We start from the raw sequence: 17,655 nt of genomic DNA, 5'->3' as shown, positions 1-17,655 counted from the left end.
TAAAATCTCTTATTTCCAACGCATGAACGTTTTTCTTACACGGCGAAATGCCTCTATGTTTGAAGCACGCATCCATTTCAGACATTCTTCCAGCCCTTTTTCGGCTGTCTTATCATCACTTGTTTTAAACCACATTCAACCAACCTGTTCTTTAACGCATATCCCTCTCTTTTTCCTTAGGTCTCAGCAACTTGAGGGTAACAAAGAGAGAGGAAATAAATGTATTTTTTTTGCCCATTGTAGCCCCCCATCACGACTGGGGACACCACCACATTCAGTATAGAGCCAAATTTTTACTGCTAGCAAAAAAATCATCAGCATTTCTCATTTTGCTGATGATTTTCCATATTCCAATTAAGACATTCTTTTTTGATACGTTGTTTCATAATAGCTTAGTTCCTCGCGCATCCGTTGAAAGGATGTTTCCAAATGCATCATTAAACGCAAAAAAGAATTGGGTGGTTGATGATAAAAAGAGATGCTCTGTCTTCCGGAATAAGATGCACGACTGTTTTCATACCAAGCATCATTCTTGGGCGAAAAGAAACCGAGAATGCACTGATGGTGAATGCCATATAGTGTTCGTTCTGCAGCCGTCTCGCGCATCGGTTCTTCACGTAGAAGACCATTGACAGTATCATTGGCTTCGTCGCAAAAAACTTCCAATCTTCTTAGTGCCTTCAACAGCTCCATATAATAACCAGAATTTCTGCTGCCATCTTCACTCATCAAATCTTCCAATTTGCAATTGTTGAGATAACTGCTGATTTCGTCAAGGGAATCATCAAGAAAAATACTTACCTCTTTCATATGAGCATATAGGGAATCGTTGCTCATCATTCAGCCTCCTGTTAAGTTCTAATGGCCGGGCCATTAAAAGATAAAAATACGATTACAAATTCTACTCCTCTTCCAGCTGGTCCTGAAAATTTTTAAAAAACAAATCAGCTTCTCCTTCTACGTCTGCTTGTTCTACACTTTCAGGGAGTGGCGGCAGTTCATCAAGCGATCGGAGTCCAAAATACGTAAGAAACTCTGTAGAAGTACCATATAAGATGGGGCGGCCAACTCCTTCTTTTCTACCTTTTTCTGCAATAAGTCCCCTGGACATTAACGTTTGGACAGGGCGATCACTCTTGACCCCTCTCACTTCTTCAATCTCTGCTCTGGTGATTGGTTGTTGGTATGCGATAATCGCCAATGTTTCCAGTGCAGCCTGAGAAAGTCTGGACGTTTGCGGGGCGTCCATCAATTTTTTATAATATGCTGTATGTTCTGGCTTTGTCGTTAAATGAAGCACATCATTAGACTCCATTATCGTTATACCTCGCTCAGCATGTTCATAATCGTATTTCAATTCATCAAGAACATGTTGGACAGCATCCGCCTCCAAACCTAGAATTTGTTCCAGCTGCTTTAGGCTGATTCCCTCATCGCCTGAAGCAAACAAGAGGCCTTCCATTACTGCTTTAAATTCTGATAACTCCACGTGGTTCACCTCATATAGTAAATCATTAATTCATCGAAATGCTTCTCTTGTGTACAATAAACTTGTTTTCCTTTCATCAGTTCCAGCACTGCCATAAACGTAACAACAATGTGGGAACGTGAAGGAACAGGAAATAATTCATCAAAAGCTATCCCTTCCGGTCTTTCCTTCACTTGTGTCATCACTTCATCCATCCGCTGTTTGATGGGTATTTCCGTGCGTTGAATTTTTGTCGAAACAGTTTTTTCCCATTTTTTCCGTTCCATGATTTTATTCATGGCAGCTATCATGTCATAAATGGAAACATCCCCCTGCACCATTGGCTTTTGCGCAGATGCTTCCTCGAATTCCACTGGTGGTCTCGTATAAATTTTATTGGCTTCCAGTTCTCTTTCTTTTAACTGGTCAGCTGCTTCTTTGTATTTCCGATATTCGATAAGTCTTCGCATCAAATCTTCACGGGGATCCTCTTCATACTCTTCATCTTCCGTCTCAATGGTCTGATTTGGAAGAAGCAGTTGACTTTTTATAGCAATTAAAGTGGCTGCCATCACCAAGTATTCACTGGCAATATTAAGTTCAAGCTGTTGCATGGTGTGGATGTACGTCATGTACTGCTCAGTGATTTCTGCTACAGGAATATCATAAATATCTATTTCATACTGATTGATCAAATGTAGCAAGAGATCTAACGGGCCTTGAAATGCCTCGGTATGTACTTCATATTTCATGTTCATTACATTTCCTCCCTTGCCAAGTCACCCGCCGGCCACTCCAACTCTTCATTCTGTGTTTCAAAAAGTTCTTTCATAAAATTTTTATCTGTCTGGCATATATGCCCATACAGCATTAAGCAAAGCGCATAGATTATTATTGTAAGTTAAATAATAACGTTTCTACTAAAGGAGGCATTAGCTATGGGTGCATATTACGGCGGTGGATTCGCTTTGATCGTAGTACTGTTCATTCTTCTAATCATTGTAGGTGCAGCCTGGCTGTAAAAGCCAAATAGCCCAAGAACGGTAAGAAATCCTTTAAAAAACCTGTAAAAACCGGCCTACATTTTCTGCAAGGCCGGTTACATAGGCACTAATGTAACTCCGCTCATTCTATTATACGCTAACTCTGGAAACTGGAAAAGCCAGCTCGATAAAGAGCTGGCTTTTCTTTGGCTCGGTGTGTTGTTATTGCTCCTCTTCGCATCGTTCAAGAAAACGCTCTGTCATATCGTCGGCACAAACAGCGTACTGCTGTTCATACGTACGCTTGACTGCCTGAACCATTTTCCGTCCAATCCCCATATTTCGATGAGAAGGATTAACCGTTATATGTTGAATGACGACATTGATTTCATTTTCAAACCGGACACCGACAGCACCGAGAATGTCTTCTTCTTTCCAAAGAAACAGCTGCCAGTCAGGGTTTTCCTCATATTCTTTAATGGTGCTTTGCAGTTTCTTTACTTCTTTTTCTTCCGGCATGAAGGAAAGCAACCCCATAGCAATTTTTTCAAAACTTTTTTTATAGCGAATTAACATATTTACCCCTCAATTAGATATTAACTTACTTATGATTGATAGAAGAAAAATAAAGCCGACAATGATCATCAGCCAAAACAACATTTTCTCCTGCCTATCGCTATTCATGTTTATTATCACCCTTTATACGGTGAAGTATAATCTATTTATGGACTAAATTAGCCAATTTGTCAAATAACGAAATACATTAAAGGACAATAAAAAACCAATAAATGAAACCCCAGATCAAACCAATCACCAAAAGTATGGCAAATAATATCCAGTTTCTTTTTTTCTCGCTCATTCGCTTCACTCTTTCTTATCCAGACTGTCCATCACCATAGATTGCTCGAAAAACAAAATATCCGTCCGATTTTTTTCCTCTCCACTTAAATGGAATAAAATTTATCATGGCAATCCATATATTATAAAGCGCAAACAGACGAATCCATGTGTTGCCTTCAGATACGAATTGCATCAACACCCAACCAGCTGCCAGACTACAAGCTGGACCACCCATGGAGATAACGACTTTCTCCATGTTGCTGTACGGATGTGTTCTAACACTTGAAGCATTCCCTCCGGCTGTAAGCAGGAGATGAAAATGAATTGTCAGCTTACGTCCTATCCTTACTGCCTTCATTCTTTTTCCAGTCCCAAGGGATAAATTCATATGTTCTGCCCGACAAAACCAGGAACCAATCACGTGTCCCGATTCATGAATCAACACCCCTGCTGGAGCTGCTACCAGTACCAGATAAATCAACACTAAAAGCCAATGCATGGTCCTCCGCCCACTACCTTCCAAGCATACTTGTCCTCCAATCATTTTATTGGTTTGACAAGGAAACTTCAAGGGGATTTGTAGAAGGAAACAAACAAAAATCATCAGCATTTTACATTACGCTGATGATTTCTTGAATAAGGGTTTTTGAACAGCCCTTTTTAAACAGTTTCCACTTTCACTTCCTTCATGACATCTCCCTGCTTGATCCGCAACACAGTATCCATTCCTTCCAATACTTGCCCAAAGACTGTATGAACGCCGTCTAAATGGGGCTGGGGTTCATGAACAAGGAAAAATTGACTTCCACCAGTATCCTTCCCGGCATGAGCCATGGATAAAGAACCTGCCACATGTTTATGTGGATTTCCTTCTGTTTCACACTTAATTGTGTAACCAGGCCCACCTGCACCTGTACCGGTCGGGTCACCGCCCTGTGCAACGAACCCAGGGATGACTCGATGGAAGGTTGCTCCATTGTAAAACCCACTATTGGCAAGTTTTTCAAAGTTTGCCACTGTGTTTGGTGCAGCTTCTTCAAACATTTCTATTTTGATTACTTCCCCATTTTCAAATTGAATGGTTGCTTGTTTCATAACTAAACCCTCTCCTTTATATCGTATGGCAAATCATTTCTAGTCAAGTCTTCATATGATTCCCGTTGAATCACCAGCTGGTCCTCTCCTTGTTCGGCAAAAACCACTGCCGCTTTCGGGAAGCGATTATAATGATTGGACATCGAATATCCATATGCCCCCGTGCTGAATACTGCCAATATATCACCATATTCTACTTCAGGAACTTCCATATCCCAAATCAACATATCTCCCGATTCACAGCATTTTCCGGCAATGGACACCTTCTCAGTAAGTGCCGCGTCAGCTTTGTTTGCTATGACCGCATCATATTTCGCCTGATAAAGTGCTGGCCGTAAATTATCAGTCATTCCACCATCTACAGAAACATACTTTCTTACACCAGGAATATCTTTTATGGAGCCTGTCCGATAAAGTGTTACTGCAGTATTGCCGACAATCGCTCTTCCTGGTTCAATCCAGATTTCCGGGAACTCCATTCCATAGAGTTCAACTTGTTTTTGCACTTCTTCTACTAGGGCATCAACATAACCACCAAGCGGAAGCGGTTCATCTTCCGCTGTGTAACGGATTCCAAAGCCTCCTCCAAGATTAAGCACTTGGGAACGATAACCGTACGCCTGTTTCCATTCACCCAGCGTTTCGAACAAGCGCCTGACAGCCATGACGAAACCGTCTGTCTCAAAAATTTGGGAACCGATGTGGCAATGTAATCCGATAACATGGATGGAGTCTATCTCCTGCAGCATTTCAAAGGCCTGCTCTGCTTGTCCATTTGCCAAATCAAAACCAAATTTTGAATCCTCATTGCCGGTTAAAATATAATCATGAGTGTGAGCTTCAATCCCAGGAGTTACACGTAAAAGGACATCCATGGTTTTATCATGTTTTTCCAGGATTTCGGACAGTAACTCAATTTCATAGAAGTTGTCCAATACAATACAGCCAATATTATGTTGAACCGCCATCGAAAGTTCTTCAAAACTTTTGTTATTCCCGTGTAAATGAATCCGATCAACGGGAAAGCCTGCCTGCAGAGCTGTATAGAGCTCGCCTTGAGAAACAACATCAAGGCTTAAATTTTCTTGTTTTGCAACCTGCAGCATAGCAATCGAAGAAAAAGCCTTACTTGCATAAGCGACCTGTGCACGAACGCCGGCTTTTTTGAAAGTATTCACAAATGCCCTCGCATTCTTTCTAATCAAGGAAACATCGTAAACAAATAGAGGTGTTCCATACTTTTTTGTCAAATCAATCGTATCCACCCCGCCGACCACTAGATGGCCCTGTTCGTTCGTATGAAAAGGATGACTCATTCCCCGCACCTCCCTGCAAATTGCTTAAGCACAAAAGGATGAAAAAAACGCTTATTAGTCGTTCAGTATTGGGTTTTCTCTAGTTAGTTGTAACGAATACTGCCCCGTATAAAGCTTGATTTTCTTCCTTTTTTAAAAAAATAGATAAAATTAATTTACCATAACCTTGTCGAAGGTTCAATGTTTTCCTGTTGGCTGCTTGTAATTGTTACGGGGATGAACAATGCTCGGACGATCCTTGGTTAGTGGAACCGATACCCGGAAAATGATTTGCTGCAACGCTTTGGCATTAAACGGGATAAATGGCCACAGATAGGGAGTGTTCAGGGATTTCGTAAGACTTAATGCCAATATATAAATTGTGAAGCCTATAACCATGCCTTTCACTCCAAAGATGGAGGTGATGATGATCAATAACATGCGTGACAACTTATTTGCTATGCTCAATTCATAACTCGGTGTCGCAAAAGATCCAATAGCACAAATCGAAACATATAAGATTACTTCTGCACTAAACAATCCTACGTCAATGGCAATCTGCCCAATTAATACCGCAGCAATCAAACCCATTGCTGTCGAAAGCGGGGTCGGTGTATGAATAGCGGCCATACGTAAAAATTCAATTCCAATATCCGCTATGATTAACTGTAAAACAACCGGGACATTCCCTTCCTCATTCGGTCCTATAAATTGAAGGATGGCTGGTAAGTGATCAGGCTCCATCACCAAAATCAGCCAGAATGGCAGAAGGAATACGGAGGAAAAAATACCTAAAAACCGAACCCAACGGACAAATGTCCCTATTGCCGGGGATTGTCTGTATTCTTCCGCATGCTGGACGTGATGAAAATAGGTGGTAGGAGTGATAATCATACTGGGCGACGTATCGACCATGATCAGCACGTGTCCTTCCAGCAAGTGTGTTGAAGCGACATCCGGTCTTTCGGTATATCGCACAAGCGGAAATGGATTGAAACCTTGTTTTACAAGGAACTCTTCAATCGTTTTATCTGCCATGGATAGTCCGTCAATTTCAATATGTTTTAATTCATCCTTGATCAGTTTTACTAAGCCATGATCTGCTACATCTTGTAAATAGGATATGCAAATATCCGTTTTGGAGCGTTCTCCTACTTTAATCATTTCGTGACGAAGGCGCTCATCTCTGATTCTTCTTCTTGTCAACGCAGTATTTTCAATTATATTCTCCGTAAAACCGTCCCGGGAACCCCGCACGACTTTTTCCGTATCCGGTTCTTCAGGAGAACGGCCTGGATAGGTACGCACGTCCACAATAAAAGCTTCGGATTCATCTTCCATAAAGATGACAATTAATCCACTAAGCATTTGATCGACTGCTTCATCCATTGTAGAAACTTTGGTGACTTGCTGATGGACCAGATGGCTGCCGATAATCTCAGTCAGCTTATGTTTATTTCTCCCTGCTGAAGCAGGATATGTTTCATTTATATCGGTCAATTTCTTTAACAATTCAACAATTGTCGGTGTTTCACAAAGACCCGTCAAATAGTAGAGCTGAATTTCTTTCTTTAAAATAGTCAACTGCCGAAAGCCTACGTCAAAGGAAGTTCCGACGCCGACTTTTTCTTCCATGAATCGCTGATTATCTTTGAGATCGCTTGATATGGTGGGTTTTTTCTTCGCTTGCTTTTGCTTATTCATTGATAACCACCTCTTTCCAAAATGATTTCAATCGCTTTTCTAGTAATCGGCGACCCCTTTTTGATATCATCCTTTCCTTGCATTTTTCCTATGTCTCCAATGGCTACGACTACAGGAATGTCCACTTGATCCAAAGAATAAATCGTGTCGCCATTTATCCTTCCAATCTCTGGAATTGGTATCCCTTCTTTACTTATGCCATTGGAAGTCAGTTGTCCGTCCTGATCTATTGCCAAGGTAAACCTTGTCCATTCGGCGTTTTTTGTATGAGCAGCTACAGCGATGGCGCCCATTATTTGGATGTTTTCGTTTTTTGCCAACCCTAGTAAAATTTTTTCACCTGCCCCCGGTCCAGGAGCCCCAGCATCATCTATCAAGACATACACTGGTTCTTCCGGAGCAGCCATGATCGCCTCTGTCACCTGTTTTTCCGATGCATGAGTCGGATTATCCGATAAATATGCCAGACAGGTTCCGCCTAGTTGCTGTGATAAGTAATCCATTGTCTTCTTGGCGTATTCGTCCCCATCCGTTATGATAATCACTTTTTTCGGTCGTCCCATGGCACCGAGTCCTTTCCACACATCTTGGTTACTTAACGAAGATAATCCATTGAAACAGCGAGCCGGCTATCTTTCCTAATACGATAGCCATCAGCAGCCAAAGAAGATGGTTTTCCATTCCGATCCGTTTTGCCAATAAAGGGAAAACATTCAAAACTTCCGTCAGAGCAGCTGCCAACATTCCGATGAACACCCCATGGAAAGCTCCCCAAACAATTGTTATAAACAAAGATAAATGGAGTGATACACCGACAAAGGAAAGATATGTTCCAAATAAAGCACCGATAGTCACGCCCGCTTCATATGTTTTTACAAAGTCTTTCGTCTTGCTTAGTTGCACGAGCCGGGGAATGATTCCCAGTACAGTCAAAAAGGCGACAAGTCCGGTACCTACTATTAGCCCAGAGGCCAATCCGATAAATATCTCACTGAGAATGATGAGAACCATGTTCTTTGTTCAACTCGTTTTCATGGTAGGTGACATAACTGTCCAAGTCTTGCTGGTATTTGTAAATCTCTACTTCCAACGGGCTAGGTTCCTCATTAAACCGTTTTTTAAATAAGTGGTTAAAAAAAAGAATCATTCCGATTCCTAATCCGAATGAATAAGGGATTTGCAACCAGAGTGGATATTCTTTGTTCTCTCCAGTCAACAAGTAATGCAGACGCTGCTGCACTTCCTGCATACTGACGTCATAGTGAAAGTTCATGATGGCCATTGCCGACCCTATAAACAGCAGCAACCAAATCAACGTTACCAGCAAAATCGGAACATTTTTTCGCTTCTTTTCAATCATTAAAATCGTTTGGGCTGACCCTACATGCTGGAATTCCAGTTTAGGATATAACACTGTCAATTTATCAATAACAGTAAAAATGTCGATAACCGATACATTTTGATCCTCAGGGGTTACTTGATAAATATGCGTTTCACCTAACTTTTGCGTATCGGGCGCTGTGCCGGACAATACCGCGATATCCTTAAGCAGGACTGTCGTATGTTCCGTTACATATAGCTTCTTTTTTAATCTCAGATATACAATGCCTTCCAAATCAGCCACCTCCACTGTCGGACTCGTCCTTATTATGGATAACCGGTTCCTTAAACATGCATAAACAGAATAAAACCTCTCCTGTATATTTTAAAAACGGGAAAATTCATGGAATTCTTTAGTGTAAAAATACTTGTAACTGAAATTTGAGAGAAATCAGCGTCAAAAAGACAGGAATGTCGGTGCATAAGATTGGAAATGAAATGTACCTTTCCCGTAGAAAGCCTTTCGGAGATGAACTGCCCTAAAAAGCAGACGAGCGTTTGGAGAAAGTGAGAGGGTATCTAGTGATTCGTTTCACGACAATGCAAAAGCCGCCAGTCATACTGGCGGCTGATTTCATTTAATGAATTGAAGAGTAGTGGCAGAAAAAATATAAACTGCGCAGTAACTTCCCTTGTAGTGCTTGGACCATTTTATAGGAGTGGTGAAGTCCCACGCTGCGGAAATACCCTGCGCTTTCCGCGGGCGGCTGGTGAGCTTCCTCGAGCTCACGCTCTGCGGGATCTCACCGAGGCCTTTCCTCCCGCAGGAGTCTTCGGGTATTTCCTTCGCTAGGAACAGCTTCCTGTTTATAAACGAGGGTACTAGACATTTTTTGGATTCACTTGGTACTCCATGAACCGTCTTATCAAAAGACATAGCTGGGAGAACAAGCAGAAAGTCTAAGAGAAGGAGAAAAGACGGACCCCCACTGTCTTTTTATGAAAAGAAGAACCTATTTCCTGACAACCTTTTTTAAGATAGCTTGTTGAGTCTCAAGGAAAAGGTATCTACGCTTGCGTCATTCAGCATGCTTCTTAGCACAGGCAGCATACGCAGACTCCTGCGGGAACAGCGCGAGCTGAAGATCCACTTGGGAAAGCGGTTTTCTTTACCAAGTTAGCTGAAGCCGTGCCCGCGGAAAGCGAAGTATGCTGCCGAAGCGGTGGTTAACACGCTTTTTGAATAGGCAATGGACTTCCCATTACAGTTACTGCGCAGTTTCTATCACATGTGACGGATGAAAAAAAGCATGCGACAAAATTTTTTCTAAACACCTATCTGGTCCTTTATATATTGGAGAATGCGCTTTTCAAGCCTGGATACTTGCACTTGAGAAATTCCCAGCCGCTCAGCCACTTCTGATTGTGTCTGGTCCTTATAATAACGTAAGTAAACAATCAGTCTTTCTCTTTTTTCCAAATTCCGAATTGCATCTTGTAATGCGATCTTATCAAACCACTTCGTATCTGTTTCCGCAATTTGATCTAAAAGGGTGATGGGATCACCATCATTCTCATAAACCGTTTCATGAATGGAATGAGGTAGTTTAGAAGCCTCTTGAGCATGGACTACTTCCTCCGGTGAAATCTCCAATTTTTCAGCGATTTCGCTAACGGTCGGCCCACGTCCCATTGCCTTGGTCAACTCATCCTTTGCTTTTCGTATCTTGTTTCCTGTTTCCTTCAAGGACCTGCTTACCTTGACGCTTCCATCATCCCTTATAAACCGCTGAATCTCTCCGATAATCATTGGGACAGCATACGTGCTAAAGCGAACATCATAAGACAAATCAAACTTATCAATAGATTTCAGCAAGCCGATACATCCAATCTGAAATAAATCATCCGGATCGTACCCCCGGTTGATAAACCGCTGAACGACGGACCAAACCAGTCTGACATTATTTTCTACAAGCCGGTCCCTTGAAATCTGATCGCCTTCTTGGCTTTTTAAAATCAATTCTTTTACCTGTTCATTTGTCAAAGGGTCATCTTTATGCGTTTTCTTGAGCTCTATTTCCATAGGCATCCCCTTAATTGCACAAGGTTTTACTCTTCTTTAGTTGTTTGTACAACTTAAGCGTGGTGCCTTCTCCGGGGTGTGAAACAACCTCAACCTTATCCATAAAATTTTCCATGATCGTGAAACCCATGCCCGAGCGTTCCAATTCTGGTTTGGAAGTGTACAGTGGCTGTACCGCTTCGTCGATATCTGAGATGCCGATTCCCTCATCCCTGATGACTAATTCAATTTCATCTTCCTCGATCGAACAGCTGATATAAATCTTTTGGTCTTGCCGGTTTTCGTACCCATGAATGATAGAATTGGTAACTGCCTCCGACACAACGGTTTTCAGTTCCGTCAATTCGTCCATCGTCGGATCCAGTTGTGCGATGAAAGAAGCGACCGTTACCCGGGCAAAAGCTTCATTTTCACTAACACTGGTGAATTCCAAATGCATATTATTTTTCATGATGCTACCCCCAGACGAAGCAATGCATACTCTTCACTTTCTTCCAGACGAATGATTTTAAACAGCCCAGACAAATCAAACAATCGTTTCACCGCAGGAGATATTGAACAGACGACCATCTCTCCTCCTAATTGCATCACTTCTTTGTACCTCCCCAGAAAAACTCCCAATCCAGAGCTGTCCATAAAGCTTAAGTCCTCTAAATTCAGGATTACGTGCTTGGCGTTGTTTTCTCTGATTGCCTGCTGCCACTCCTTTTTCAATCGATCAGAAGTATGGTGGTCAAGCTCTCCTGAGAGACGAACCAATAAAACATTCTCTTTGGTTGTGAATTGCGTTTTTAGACTCACTACTGATTCCTCCTTACTGTTTCTGTAGTGAATCTTTTCTTTACCGGTGATCATGAATCCTGCAAGGTGACAAAAGAAGTGCAGGTTCGGTAAAACCCGAAAAAATCACTGCTTTTTCAACATGGCGTGGAATGTCCTTTTGAATAGCTGCCAATAGCCAGCATGATCCACATTTTCTTTCACAATGAGCGGTGTTTCCGACAATACTTTTCCATTATGGACTATCTCGACCTTGCCAACTTTATCTCCCATCTTCAAAGGAAGCGTTATATCTTCCTGCATCACTACATTTGTATCTATGTTTTCCAACGGTTCTCCTTTTTTATAAATCAACGAAATAGGTTCTTCCGTCACCACATCAATCGACTCATTCGCTGCTTTTAATAAGCTTAACTTTGAAACTGGTTGGTTGCTTTTGAACAGTTGTTTGGTATCAAAATGATTAAATGCATAATCCAGCATTTGAGTAACATCACTATTCCGTTTTTTCGTTGTATCTGCTCCCAAGACAACGGCAACGACTCGCATATCGTTTTTCTTCGCTGTAGCGGTCAAGCAATATTTCGCTTCAGAGGTATAACCGGTTTTCAACCCGTCGACACCCGGATAGAATTTAACCAGTTTATTCGTGTTGACCAGCCAAAATTCATCTTCGGTGCCTTCACGTAAATAGCCATCATAAGTACCCGTGTACTCTGTTATCTCCTCATGCTTCAACAGTTCCTTTGCCATAACGGCCATATCATAAGCCGTGCTGAAATGCCCTTCTGCAGGGAGACCTGTGGGATTTTGGAAGCGTGTGTTTTCCAATCCAAGTTGTCTTGCTTTATCATTCATCATTTTGACAAACGCTTGTTCACTTCCAGCTATTCTTTCTGCCAGTGCAACACTTGCATCATTTCCGGAAGCTACCGCAACCCCCATCAAAAGATCCTGTACCTTCATTTCTTCTCCAGCTTCCAGAAAAATTTGTGATCCGCCCATTGATGCAGCATAATCGCTCACTCTTACCTTTTCGTCTAACGTGATTTTTCCTTCATCCAAAGCTTCCATAATAAGAATCATGGTCATGATTTTCGTCATGCTCGCCGGCGGCAATTGCTTATGAGCATCTTTTTCATATAAGATTTTTCCTGTGTCTCGCTCCAGCAAAATTGCTGATTGGGAATTCTCTGCGAGATTCAGCTGATCCTCTGATGTCTGTTCTTTGTTTTGTTCCGCTGTATTTTCCTCGGCCATCATATTGACTGGCAAAACGCCAGAGAAAACCAATAAAAAAGCTAGTAACAAGATTGTTTTTTTCATAGCAATACCTCCAAATGTTAGTATTGTTATTTTTTCCATATGTAGGACAATTTATAACAAAAAAAATGACCCGCTTTTGGCGGGTCATTTTTTTCACTTGATTACTTCATATATTAACTGATGCTTATTAGGCTTGTCTTCCGAAACTTTATACGCTTCTTTGACTTTAGACAAAGAGTCTGACGGATTAGGTTGTTCACTGTGCAGAACAGCTATCGTCTCTCCTTTTTTAATTGCATCCCCTATCTTTTTGTTAAGGGTGATTCCTACTGCATGATTTATTTTATCGTCTTTGGTCGCCCTGCCAGCACCTAAGTACATGGCAGCAACACCTATCGACTCGGCATCTATCTCCGCAACAAACCCTTCTTTGTCGGAAATTACCTCCACGTGATGGGCGGCAGCTGGCAGGCGGGATAGATCATCGATCATCGATAAATCCCCTCCTTGTGCAGAAATGAAGGTACGGAATGCTTGAAAAGCCTCTCCGTTGTCTAGTTTCTGTTCAAGTACCTGATAAGCTTCTTGGTAAGACGGAAAAGCACCGGCCAATACGGTCATGTGTGCTGCTAACTCCAGACCAAGATTTCGTAAATCCTCCACTTTTTTTCCTTGAAGAACTTCTGCCGCTTCTTTGATTTCATTGGCATTACCGACTTCATAACCAAGCGGCTGATTCATGTCACTAATAACAGCAATTGTGTTCCGGCCAAGTTTGTTGCCGATGTTCACCATCTCTTGTGCCAAAGCCTTGGATTCCTCCAATGTTTTCATAAAGGCCCCAGATCCAGTTTTCACATCCAACACTATACTGTCCGCGCCAGAAGCTAGTTTTTTACTCATGATCGAACCAGCAATCAAAGGAATGGAGTCTACCGTACCCGTTACATCCCTCAGTGCATACAACTTTTTATCTGCCGGAGCTAGGTTGCCGGTCTGTCCCGCTACAGAGAGTTTATGCTTGTTGACATTCGAGATGAACTCCTCTTTGCTCATCTCAATGTGAAAACCGGAAATCGATTCCAGCTTGTCCAAGGTTCCACCTGTATGGCCCAGTCCTCTTCCCGACATTTTCGCCACCGGCACCCCTACAGAAGCAACCAAAGGTCCCGTTATAAAAGTGATTTTATCTCCAACGCCTCCAGTGGAGTGTTTGTCCACTATGTGCCCCTCAATGGCTGATAAATCGATTGTATCTCCTGATGCTGCCATTGCTTCCGTGAGTACCGCTGTTTCATCAGCACTCATTCCTTTAAAATATATGGCCATCATTAATGCTGCCGCTTGATAATCCGGGATAGTCCCGGCGGTATATTCTTCGACAAAAAAACGTATTTCTGAATCTGTTAATTTCTGCCCATTCCGTTTCTTCTGAATTACATCGACCATTCTCATTAGTTATCACCTTTTTATTTTATCATGGTAAAGTTTTGACTATTTTCTTAACAAAACTCAAAAAATCCTGTCTTACGCGCTCCGTCGTCTCGATTACTTCCTGGTGAGACAACGGCTGGTCGAGAATGCCCGCAGCCATATTTGAAATACAAGAAATCCCCAGTACTTTGATTCCCATGTGTGCTGCAACAATCACTTCCGGAACTGTTGACATTCCGACAGCATCCCCCCCGAGCGTACGCAGCATTTTCACTTCTGCTCCAGTTTCATACGTCGGGCCGGTATTACCGACATAAACTCCCTGCTGGATGGATAAATCTAACTCTTCCGCACACTTACGGGCGTGTTTCAGCAATTCTCTGCTATAAGCCTGGGACATATCCGGAAAACGTGGTCCGATTTCTTCATCGTTTGGACCTATCAACGGGTTTGTTCCCATGTTATTGATATGGTCCTCGATCAGCATCAAATCGCCCGGTTCGAATTGTTCATTAATTCCGCCAGCGGCATTTGTTACAAGCAGTTCCTCTACACCTAGAAGCTTCATGACACGGACAGGAAACGTAACTTGATCCATGCGATATCCTTCATAGAAATGAAAACGACCCTGCATTGCAATTACCTGTTTTCCCTCCAGGCGTCCAGCTACCAACTGTCCTTTATGACCCGAGACGGTTGACTCTGGAAAGTGAGGAACCGATTTATACGGAATAACGATGGGATCTTCAATTTCTTCTGCAAGAACCCCGAGCCCAGAACCAAGAATCAGGCCGATAGCCGGTTTTCCTTCTAGCTTTGATTCGATATATTGCGCTGATTCCTTCATTGCTTTGCTATTCATTGTTTTCTCCCCTTATTGACTGATTTCCTTCAAAAAGCTATGACCGTGTTCCGGCAGTCTAATACCAAAATTTTCGGCAATGGTTGCACCTATATCGGCAAATGTTTTTCTAATCTCCATTTCCGTTCCGTTTTCAATGCCTGTATGGTAAACAAGTAACGGGACAAATTCTCTCGTATGGTCGGTTCCGTGGTGGATCGGGTCGTTTCCATGATCTGCTGTAATAATCAATAGATCATCGCTTTTCAGCTTTTCCAAGACTTCCGGCAAGCGGGCGTCATAACTCTCCAATGCTTCTCCATACCCCTGCGGGTCACGACGATGACCATATTTCGCATCAAAATCGACCAAATTCAAAAAGCTTAAACCACGAAACTCTTTATCCATCGATTCAACCAACTTGGTCATACCGTCATCATTATCTACGGTTCGGATAGCTTCGGTTACTCCCTCACCATCATAAATGTCGGAAATTTTACCAAGTGCTATTACATCCAGTCCGCCATCTTCCAGTTCATTCATCACCGTTCTCCCGAAAGGTTTCAACGCATAATCGTGTCTGTTCGCAGTTCGTTCAAACGCCCCAGGCTCTCCAACAAACGGACGAGCGATAATCCTTCCGACCATGTATTTTTCATCGAGTGTCAATTCACGTGCGATTTCACATATGCGGTACTGTTCTTCTATCGGTATAACATCTTCGTGTGCTGCAATCTGCAGTACCGAATCGGCAGAAGTATAGACAATCAATGCTCCTGTTTCCATATGCTCTTTGCCGAGTTCCTTGATAATCTCTGTACCGGATGCAGGTTTGTTCCCAATAATTTTTCGACCGGTTTTCTCCTCTAATTCAGCAAGCAATTCGTCAGGAAATCCTTCCGGGAACGTCCGGAAAGGCTGTTGAATGTTAAGACCCATTATTTCCCAGTGGCCCGTCATGGTGTCCTTGCCATTGGATGCTTCCTGCATTTTCGTATAATGGGCTTTCGGCTGTGCCGCTGTGGGGATGCCTTTTATTTCCCGAATATTACTTAGACCCAGTTCCCCCATATGAGGCATTTTTAGGCCATCCATATGTTCGGCAATATGTCCTAACGTATCAGCACCTTTGTCATCGAATTTTTCTGCGTCCGGTGCTTCTCCTATTCCCACAGAATCCATTACAATTAAAAAAACACGATTAAATTCCTTCACAACGATCCCTCCTATGTAGGTTACTTTCCCTTAAATATCACCAATTATGCTGCAAATGAAACGTTGTAGGATGTCAGACAACTACAAAAAATACTTTACTTCTTATTTGCCCGCAACGATGTCGCCAGGTAGAACATCACCTTAGCTTACACTTCTATAGAAATAGCAAAGTCAGGCCCTTGGATGATAAGCCTGGTAAATATCCTTCAATCTAGCTTTTGTTACATGTGTATATACTTGCGTTGTCGATATATCGGCATGCCCCAGCATTTCCTGGACAGAACGTAAATCAGCTCCGTTTTCCAATAGATGCGTAGCAAAAGAATGCCGAAGCGTGTGAGGGGTAATTTCTTTGTTTATCCCCGCGTCTCTGGCAATCGCTTTCAACACTTTCCAAAAACCTTGTCTCGTCAATTGGTTTCCGTGATGATTCACAAACAGCGCTTCTGTATTCTTTCGATTGACTAACGTTCCACGGGCAGAATCGATGTATTTCTCCACAGCTTCTCCTGCTATGTTGCCTAAAGGAACAATTCTTTCCTTTGATCCCTTACCAAAGCACCTGACAAACCCCATTGTAAGGTGAAGATCAGTAACTTTCAATGAAATCAGTTCGCTAACCCGGAGGCCGGTGGCATACAGCATTTCCAGCATGGCTTTATTCCGAATGGCAAGTGCGTCTTTTCCCGGTATATTAAGCAGCTTGTCCACATCATCGGAGGACAAAACTTTGGGAAGCTTTCTTTCTTTCTTCGGTGTTTCAATATGTAAACTTGCATCTTTGCTGATACCATATTCCCTGACTATAAACTGGTGAAACAATCGTATAGAAGACAAAGTACGGGCTAATGTCGCTGATGATTTACCACTATCCTTTAAATGATATAAAAATTGCATAATATGGTGACGATCAACCGTTTCCCACCTCTCTACAGCCAGATTTTCGGTAAGGAACAGCTGGTATTTCTTCAAATCTCTTTTATAAGATTGCAGGGTGTTGTCGGACAAGCCCCTCTCAACAGTCAGGTAATGGAAAAAGTCATTCATTTCATCCTTCATTTTCGTTTCTACTCCCCTAATCGAAAAAATATCGACAAACGTTCCACCCATTCCTGGTTATCCTGATTAAATACTTTAACCGCCCTTCCTTCCGGCGGGTCATAACGGTGGTAATCCTGGTATTCTGCATGCATCGCCCTTAGCCCGAAATAGAATAAGAGGGTACAAGCCGTAAAAATGATGAATATTTTCAACGCATCTTTGATCAGCAGCAATGCGGGTTTCATAGGCATATCTCCTCGATCTCATAAATAGTTTTTCTATTAATAAAG

Annotated in this window: 22 protein-coding genes; 1 reads left to right on the top strand and 21 read right to left on the bottom strand. The window is 42.3% G+C overall.

Annotation, left to right across the window (positions count from 1 at the left end):
* Window positions 1-9: 9 nt before the first annotated feature.
* The 4 genes from BLR82_RS21195 to BLR82_RS00550 form a co-directional block, all read right to left on the bottom strand.
* Complete coding sequence (locus BLR82_RS21195) at window positions 10-135, bottom strand: transposase (RefSeq protein WP_139186864.1); 126 nt, start codon at window positions 133-135, stop codon at window positions 10-12.
* A gap of 219 nt (window positions 136-354) precedes the next feature.
* Window positions 355-837, bottom strand: a complete 483-nt coding sequence (locus BLR82_RS00560) for a DUF3907 family protein (RefSeq protein ID WP_074597083.1) — start codon at window positions 835-837, stop codon at window positions 355-357.
* Window positions 838-901: 64 nt separating this feature from the next.
* The gene (scpB, locus tag BLR82_RS00555; protein ID WP_074597082.1) at window positions 902-1,489 is read right to left on the bottom strand and encodes an SMC-Scp complex subunit ScpB; all 588 of its coding nucleotides are present in this window, start codon (window positions 1,487-1,489) and stop codon (window positions 902-904) included.
* A 5-nt stretch (window positions 1,490-1,494) separates the two neighbouring features.
* Window positions 1,495-2,226 carry a segregation/condensation protein A gene (locus tag BLR82_RS00550; protein ID WP_074597081.1) on the bottom strand — a complete coding sequence of 244 codons (732 nt, stop codon included), beginning with the start codon at window positions 2,224-2,226 and terminating at the stop codon, window positions 1,495-1,497.
* 180 nt (window positions 2,227-2,406) lie between these two features.
* Between BLR82_RS00550 and BLR82_RS00545 the strand changes: the two genes are divergently transcribed.
* Window positions 2,407-2,490, top strand: coding sequence for a YjcZ family sporulation protein (locus BLR82_RS00545; protein ID WP_035426703.1), 84 nt, complete (start codon window positions 2,407-2,409; stop codon window positions 2,488-2,490).
* 183 nt (window positions 2,491-2,673) lie between these two features.
* Here BLR82_RS00545 and BLR82_RS00540 read toward each other — a convergent pair whose 3' ends face one another.
* The 17 genes from BLR82_RS00540 to BLR82_RS00460 form a co-directional block, all read right to left on the bottom strand.
* Complete coding sequence (locus BLR82_RS00540; RefSeq protein ID WP_074597080.1) at window positions 2,674-3,027, bottom strand: GNAT family N-acetyltransferase; 354 nt, start codon at window positions 3,025-3,027, stop codon at window positions 2,674-2,676.
* 298 nt (window positions 3,028-3,325) lie between these two features.
* Entirely contained in the window at window positions 3,326-3,790 is a 465-nt protein-coding gene (locus tag BLR82_RS00535; RefSeq protein ID WP_139186863.1) for a hypothetical protein, read from the bottom strand.
* 161 nt (window positions 3,791-3,951) lie between these two features.
* Window positions 3,952-4,386, bottom strand: a complete 435-nt coding sequence (locus BLR82_RS00530) for a peptidylprolyl isomerase (RefSeq protein ID WP_074597078.1) — start codon at window positions 4,384-4,386, stop codon at window positions 3,952-3,954.
* A gap of 2 nt (window positions 4,387-4,388) precedes the next feature.
* On the bottom strand, window positions 4,389-5,702 hold the full coding sequence (lysA, locus tag BLR82_RS00525) for a diaminopimelate decarboxylase (protein WP_074597077.1): 1,314 nt from the start codon (window positions 5,700-5,702) through the stop codon (window positions 4,389-4,391).
* Window positions 5,703-5,879: 177 nt separating this feature from the next.
* Complete coding sequence (locus BLR82_RS00520) at window positions 5,880-7,385, bottom strand: spore germination protein (protein ID WP_074597076.1); 1,506 nt, start codon at window positions 7,383-7,385, stop codon at window positions 5,880-5,882.
* Window positions 7,382-7,948 carry a stage V sporulation protein SpoVABEA gene (gene spoVAEA, locus BLR82_RS00515; protein WP_074597075.1) on the bottom strand — a complete coding sequence of 189 codons (567 nt, stop codon included), beginning with the start codon at window positions 7,946-7,948 and terminating at the stop codon, window positions 7,382-7,384. Before spoVAEA ends, BLR82_RS00520 begins: the two co-directional genes overlap by 4 nt.
* Window positions 7,949-7,976: 28 nt before the next feature.
* Window positions 7,977-8,396, bottom strand: coding sequence for a stage V sporulation protein AB (locus tag BLR82_RS00510; RefSeq protein ID WP_074597074.1), 420 nt, complete (start codon window positions 8,394-8,396; stop codon window positions 7,977-7,979).
* The gene (locus BLR82_RS00505) at window positions 8,374-9,000 is read right to left on the bottom strand and encodes a stage V sporulation protein AA (protein WP_074598209.1); all 627 of its coding nucleotides are present in this window, start codon (window positions 8,998-9,000) and stop codon (window positions 8,374-8,376) included. Before BLR82_RS00505 ends, BLR82_RS00510 begins: the two co-directional genes overlap by 23 nt.
* Before the next feature lie 1,032 nt (window positions 9,001-10,032).
* The gene (gene sigF, locus BLR82_RS00500; protein ID WP_074597073.1) at window positions 10,033-10,788 is read right to left on the bottom strand and encodes an RNA polymerase sporulation sigma factor SigF; all 756 of its coding nucleotides are present in this window, start codon (window positions 10,786-10,788) and stop codon (window positions 10,033-10,035) included.
* A 10-nt stretch (window positions 10,789-10,798) separates the two neighbouring features.
* Window positions 10,799-11,239: an anti-sigma F factor gene (spoIIAB, locus tag BLR82_RS00495; protein ID WP_074597072.1), complete on the bottom strand. Its 441-nt coding sequence runs from the start codon at window positions 11,237-11,239 to the stop codon at window positions 10,799-10,801.
* Window positions 11,236-11,589: an anti-sigma F factor antagonist gene (gene spoIIAA / locus BLR82_RS00490; RefSeq protein WP_074597071.1), complete on the bottom strand. Its 354-nt coding sequence runs from the start codon at window positions 11,587-11,589 to the stop codon at window positions 11,236-11,238. Before spoIIAA ends, spoIIAB begins: the two co-directional genes overlap by 4 nt.
* 105 nt (window positions 11,590-11,694) lie before the next feature.
* On the bottom strand, window positions 11,695-12,894 hold the full coding sequence (locus tag BLR82_RS00485; RefSeq protein ID WP_074597070.1) for a D-alanyl-D-alanine carboxypeptidase family protein: 1,200 nt from the start codon (window positions 12,892-12,894) through the stop codon (window positions 11,695-11,697).
* A gap of 93 nt (window positions 12,895-12,987) precedes the next feature.
* Complete coding sequence (locus tag BLR82_RS00480; protein ID WP_074597069.1) at window positions 12,988-14,289, bottom strand: pyrimidine-nucleoside phosphorylase; 1,302 nt, start codon at window positions 14,287-14,289, stop codon at window positions 12,988-12,990.
* A gap of 22 nt (window positions 14,290-14,311) precedes the next feature.
* Window positions 14,312-15,130: a purine-nucleoside phosphorylase gene (locus tag BLR82_RS00475; protein ID WP_074597068.1), complete on the bottom strand. Its 819-nt coding sequence runs from the start codon at window positions 15,128-15,130 to the stop codon at window positions 14,312-14,314.
* A 12-nt stretch (window positions 15,131-15,142) separates the two neighbouring features.
* Window positions 15,143-16,324, bottom strand: a complete 1,182-nt coding sequence (deoB, locus tag BLR82_RS00470) for a phosphopentomutase (RefSeq protein WP_074597067.1) — start codon at window positions 16,322-16,324, stop codon at window positions 15,143-15,145.
* A gap of 171 nt (window positions 16,325-16,495) precedes the next feature.
* Window positions 16,496-17,383: a site-specific tyrosine recombinase XerD gene (gene xerD / locus BLR82_RS00465; RefSeq protein WP_074597066.1), complete on the bottom strand. Its 888-nt coding sequence runs from the start codon at window positions 17,381-17,383 to the stop codon at window positions 16,496-16,498.
* Between the two features lie 8 nt (window positions 17,384-17,391).
* A complete protein-coding gene (locus BLR82_RS00460; protein WP_074597065.1) occupies window positions 17,392-17,610 on the bottom strand; it encodes a YqzK family protein in 219 nt (72 codons plus the stop codon).
* Window positions 17,611-17,655: the final 45 nt, after the last annotated feature.

The organism is Sediminibacillus halophilus (assembly GCF_900103695.1).
GTDB lineage: Bacteria > Bacillota > Bacilli > Bacillales > Amphibacillaceae > Sediminibacillus > Sediminibacillus halophilus.
Note: the sequence above shows the minus strand (reverse complement) of the source record. Positions and strands in the feature narration are given on the sequence as shown.

Excerpts from the sequence above, each read along its gene's own strand:
- BLR82_RS00480 (WP_074597069.1), bottom strand. The coding sequence starts at position 14,289 with ATGAGAATGGTCGATGTAATTCAGAAGAAACGGAATGGGCAGAAATTA.
- BLR82_RS00550 (WP_074597081.1), bottom strand. The coding sequence starts at position 2,226 with ATGAACATGAAATATGAAGTACATACCGAGGCATTTCAAGGCCCGTTA.
- sigF (WP_074597073.1), bottom strand. The coding sequence starts at position 10,788 with ATGGAAATAGAGCTCAAGAAAACGCATAAAGATGACCCTTTGACAAAT.
- BLR82_RS21195 (WP_139186864.1), bottom strand. The coding sequence starts at position 135 with ATGTGGTTTAAAACAAGTGATGATAAGACAGCCGAAAAAGGGCTGGAA.
- BLR82_RS00485 (WP_074597070.1), bottom strand. The coding sequence starts at position 12,894 with ATGAAAAAAACAATCTTGTTACTAGCTTTTTTATTGGTTTTCTCTGGC.
- BLR82_RS00520 (WP_074597076.1), bottom strand. The coding sequence starts at position 7,385 with ATGAATAAGCAAAAGCAAGCGAAGAAAAAACCCACCATATCAAGCGAT.
- BLR82_RS00560 (WP_074597083.1), bottom strand. The coding sequence starts at position 837 with ATGAGCAACGATTCCCTATATGCTCATATGAAAGAGGTAAGTATTTTT.
- BLR82_RS00540 (WP_074597080.1), bottom strand. The coding sequence starts at position 3,027 with ATGTTAATTCGCTATAAAAAAAGTTTTGAAAAAATTGCTATGGGGTTG.
- BLR82_RS00460 (WP_074597065.1), bottom strand. The coding sequence starts at position 17,610 with ATGAAACCCGCATTGCTGCTGATCAAAGATGCGTTGAAAATATTCATC.
- BLR82_RS00545 (WP_035426703.1), top strand. The coding sequence starts at position 2,407 with ATGGGTGCATATTACGGCGGTGGATTCGCTTTGATCGTAGTACTGTTC.
- lysA (WP_074597077.1), bottom strand. The coding sequence starts at position 5,702 with ATGAGTCATCCTTTTCATACGAACGAACAGGGCCATCTAGTGGTCGGC.
- BLR82_RS00510 (WP_074597074.1), bottom strand. The coding sequence starts at position 8,396 with ATGGTTCTCATCATTCTCAGTGAGATATTTATCGGATTGGCCTCTGGG.
- xerD (WP_074597066.1), bottom strand. The coding sequence starts at position 17,383 with ATGAAGGATGAAATGAATGACTTTTTCCATTACCTGACTGTTGAGAGG.
- BLR82_RS00475 (WP_074597068.1), bottom strand. The coding sequence starts at position 15,130 with ATGAATAGCAAAGCAATGAAGGAATCAGCGCAATATATCGAATCAAAG.
- BLR82_RS00535 (WP_139186863.1), bottom strand. The coding sequence starts at position 3,790 with ATGCATTGGCTTTTAGTGTTGATTTATCTGGTACTGGTAGCAGCTCCA.
- spoVAEA (WP_074597075.1), bottom strand. The coding sequence starts at position 7,948 with ATGGGACGACCGAAAAAAGTGATTATCATAACGGATGGGGACGAATAC.
- spoIIAB (WP_074597072.1), bottom strand. The coding sequence starts at position 11,239 with ATGAAAAATAATATGCATTTGGAATTCACCAGTGTTAGTGAAAATGAA.
- BLR82_RS00530 (WP_074597078.1), bottom strand. The coding sequence starts at position 4,386 with ATGAAACAAGCAACCATTCAATTTGAAAATGGGGAAGTAATCAAAATA.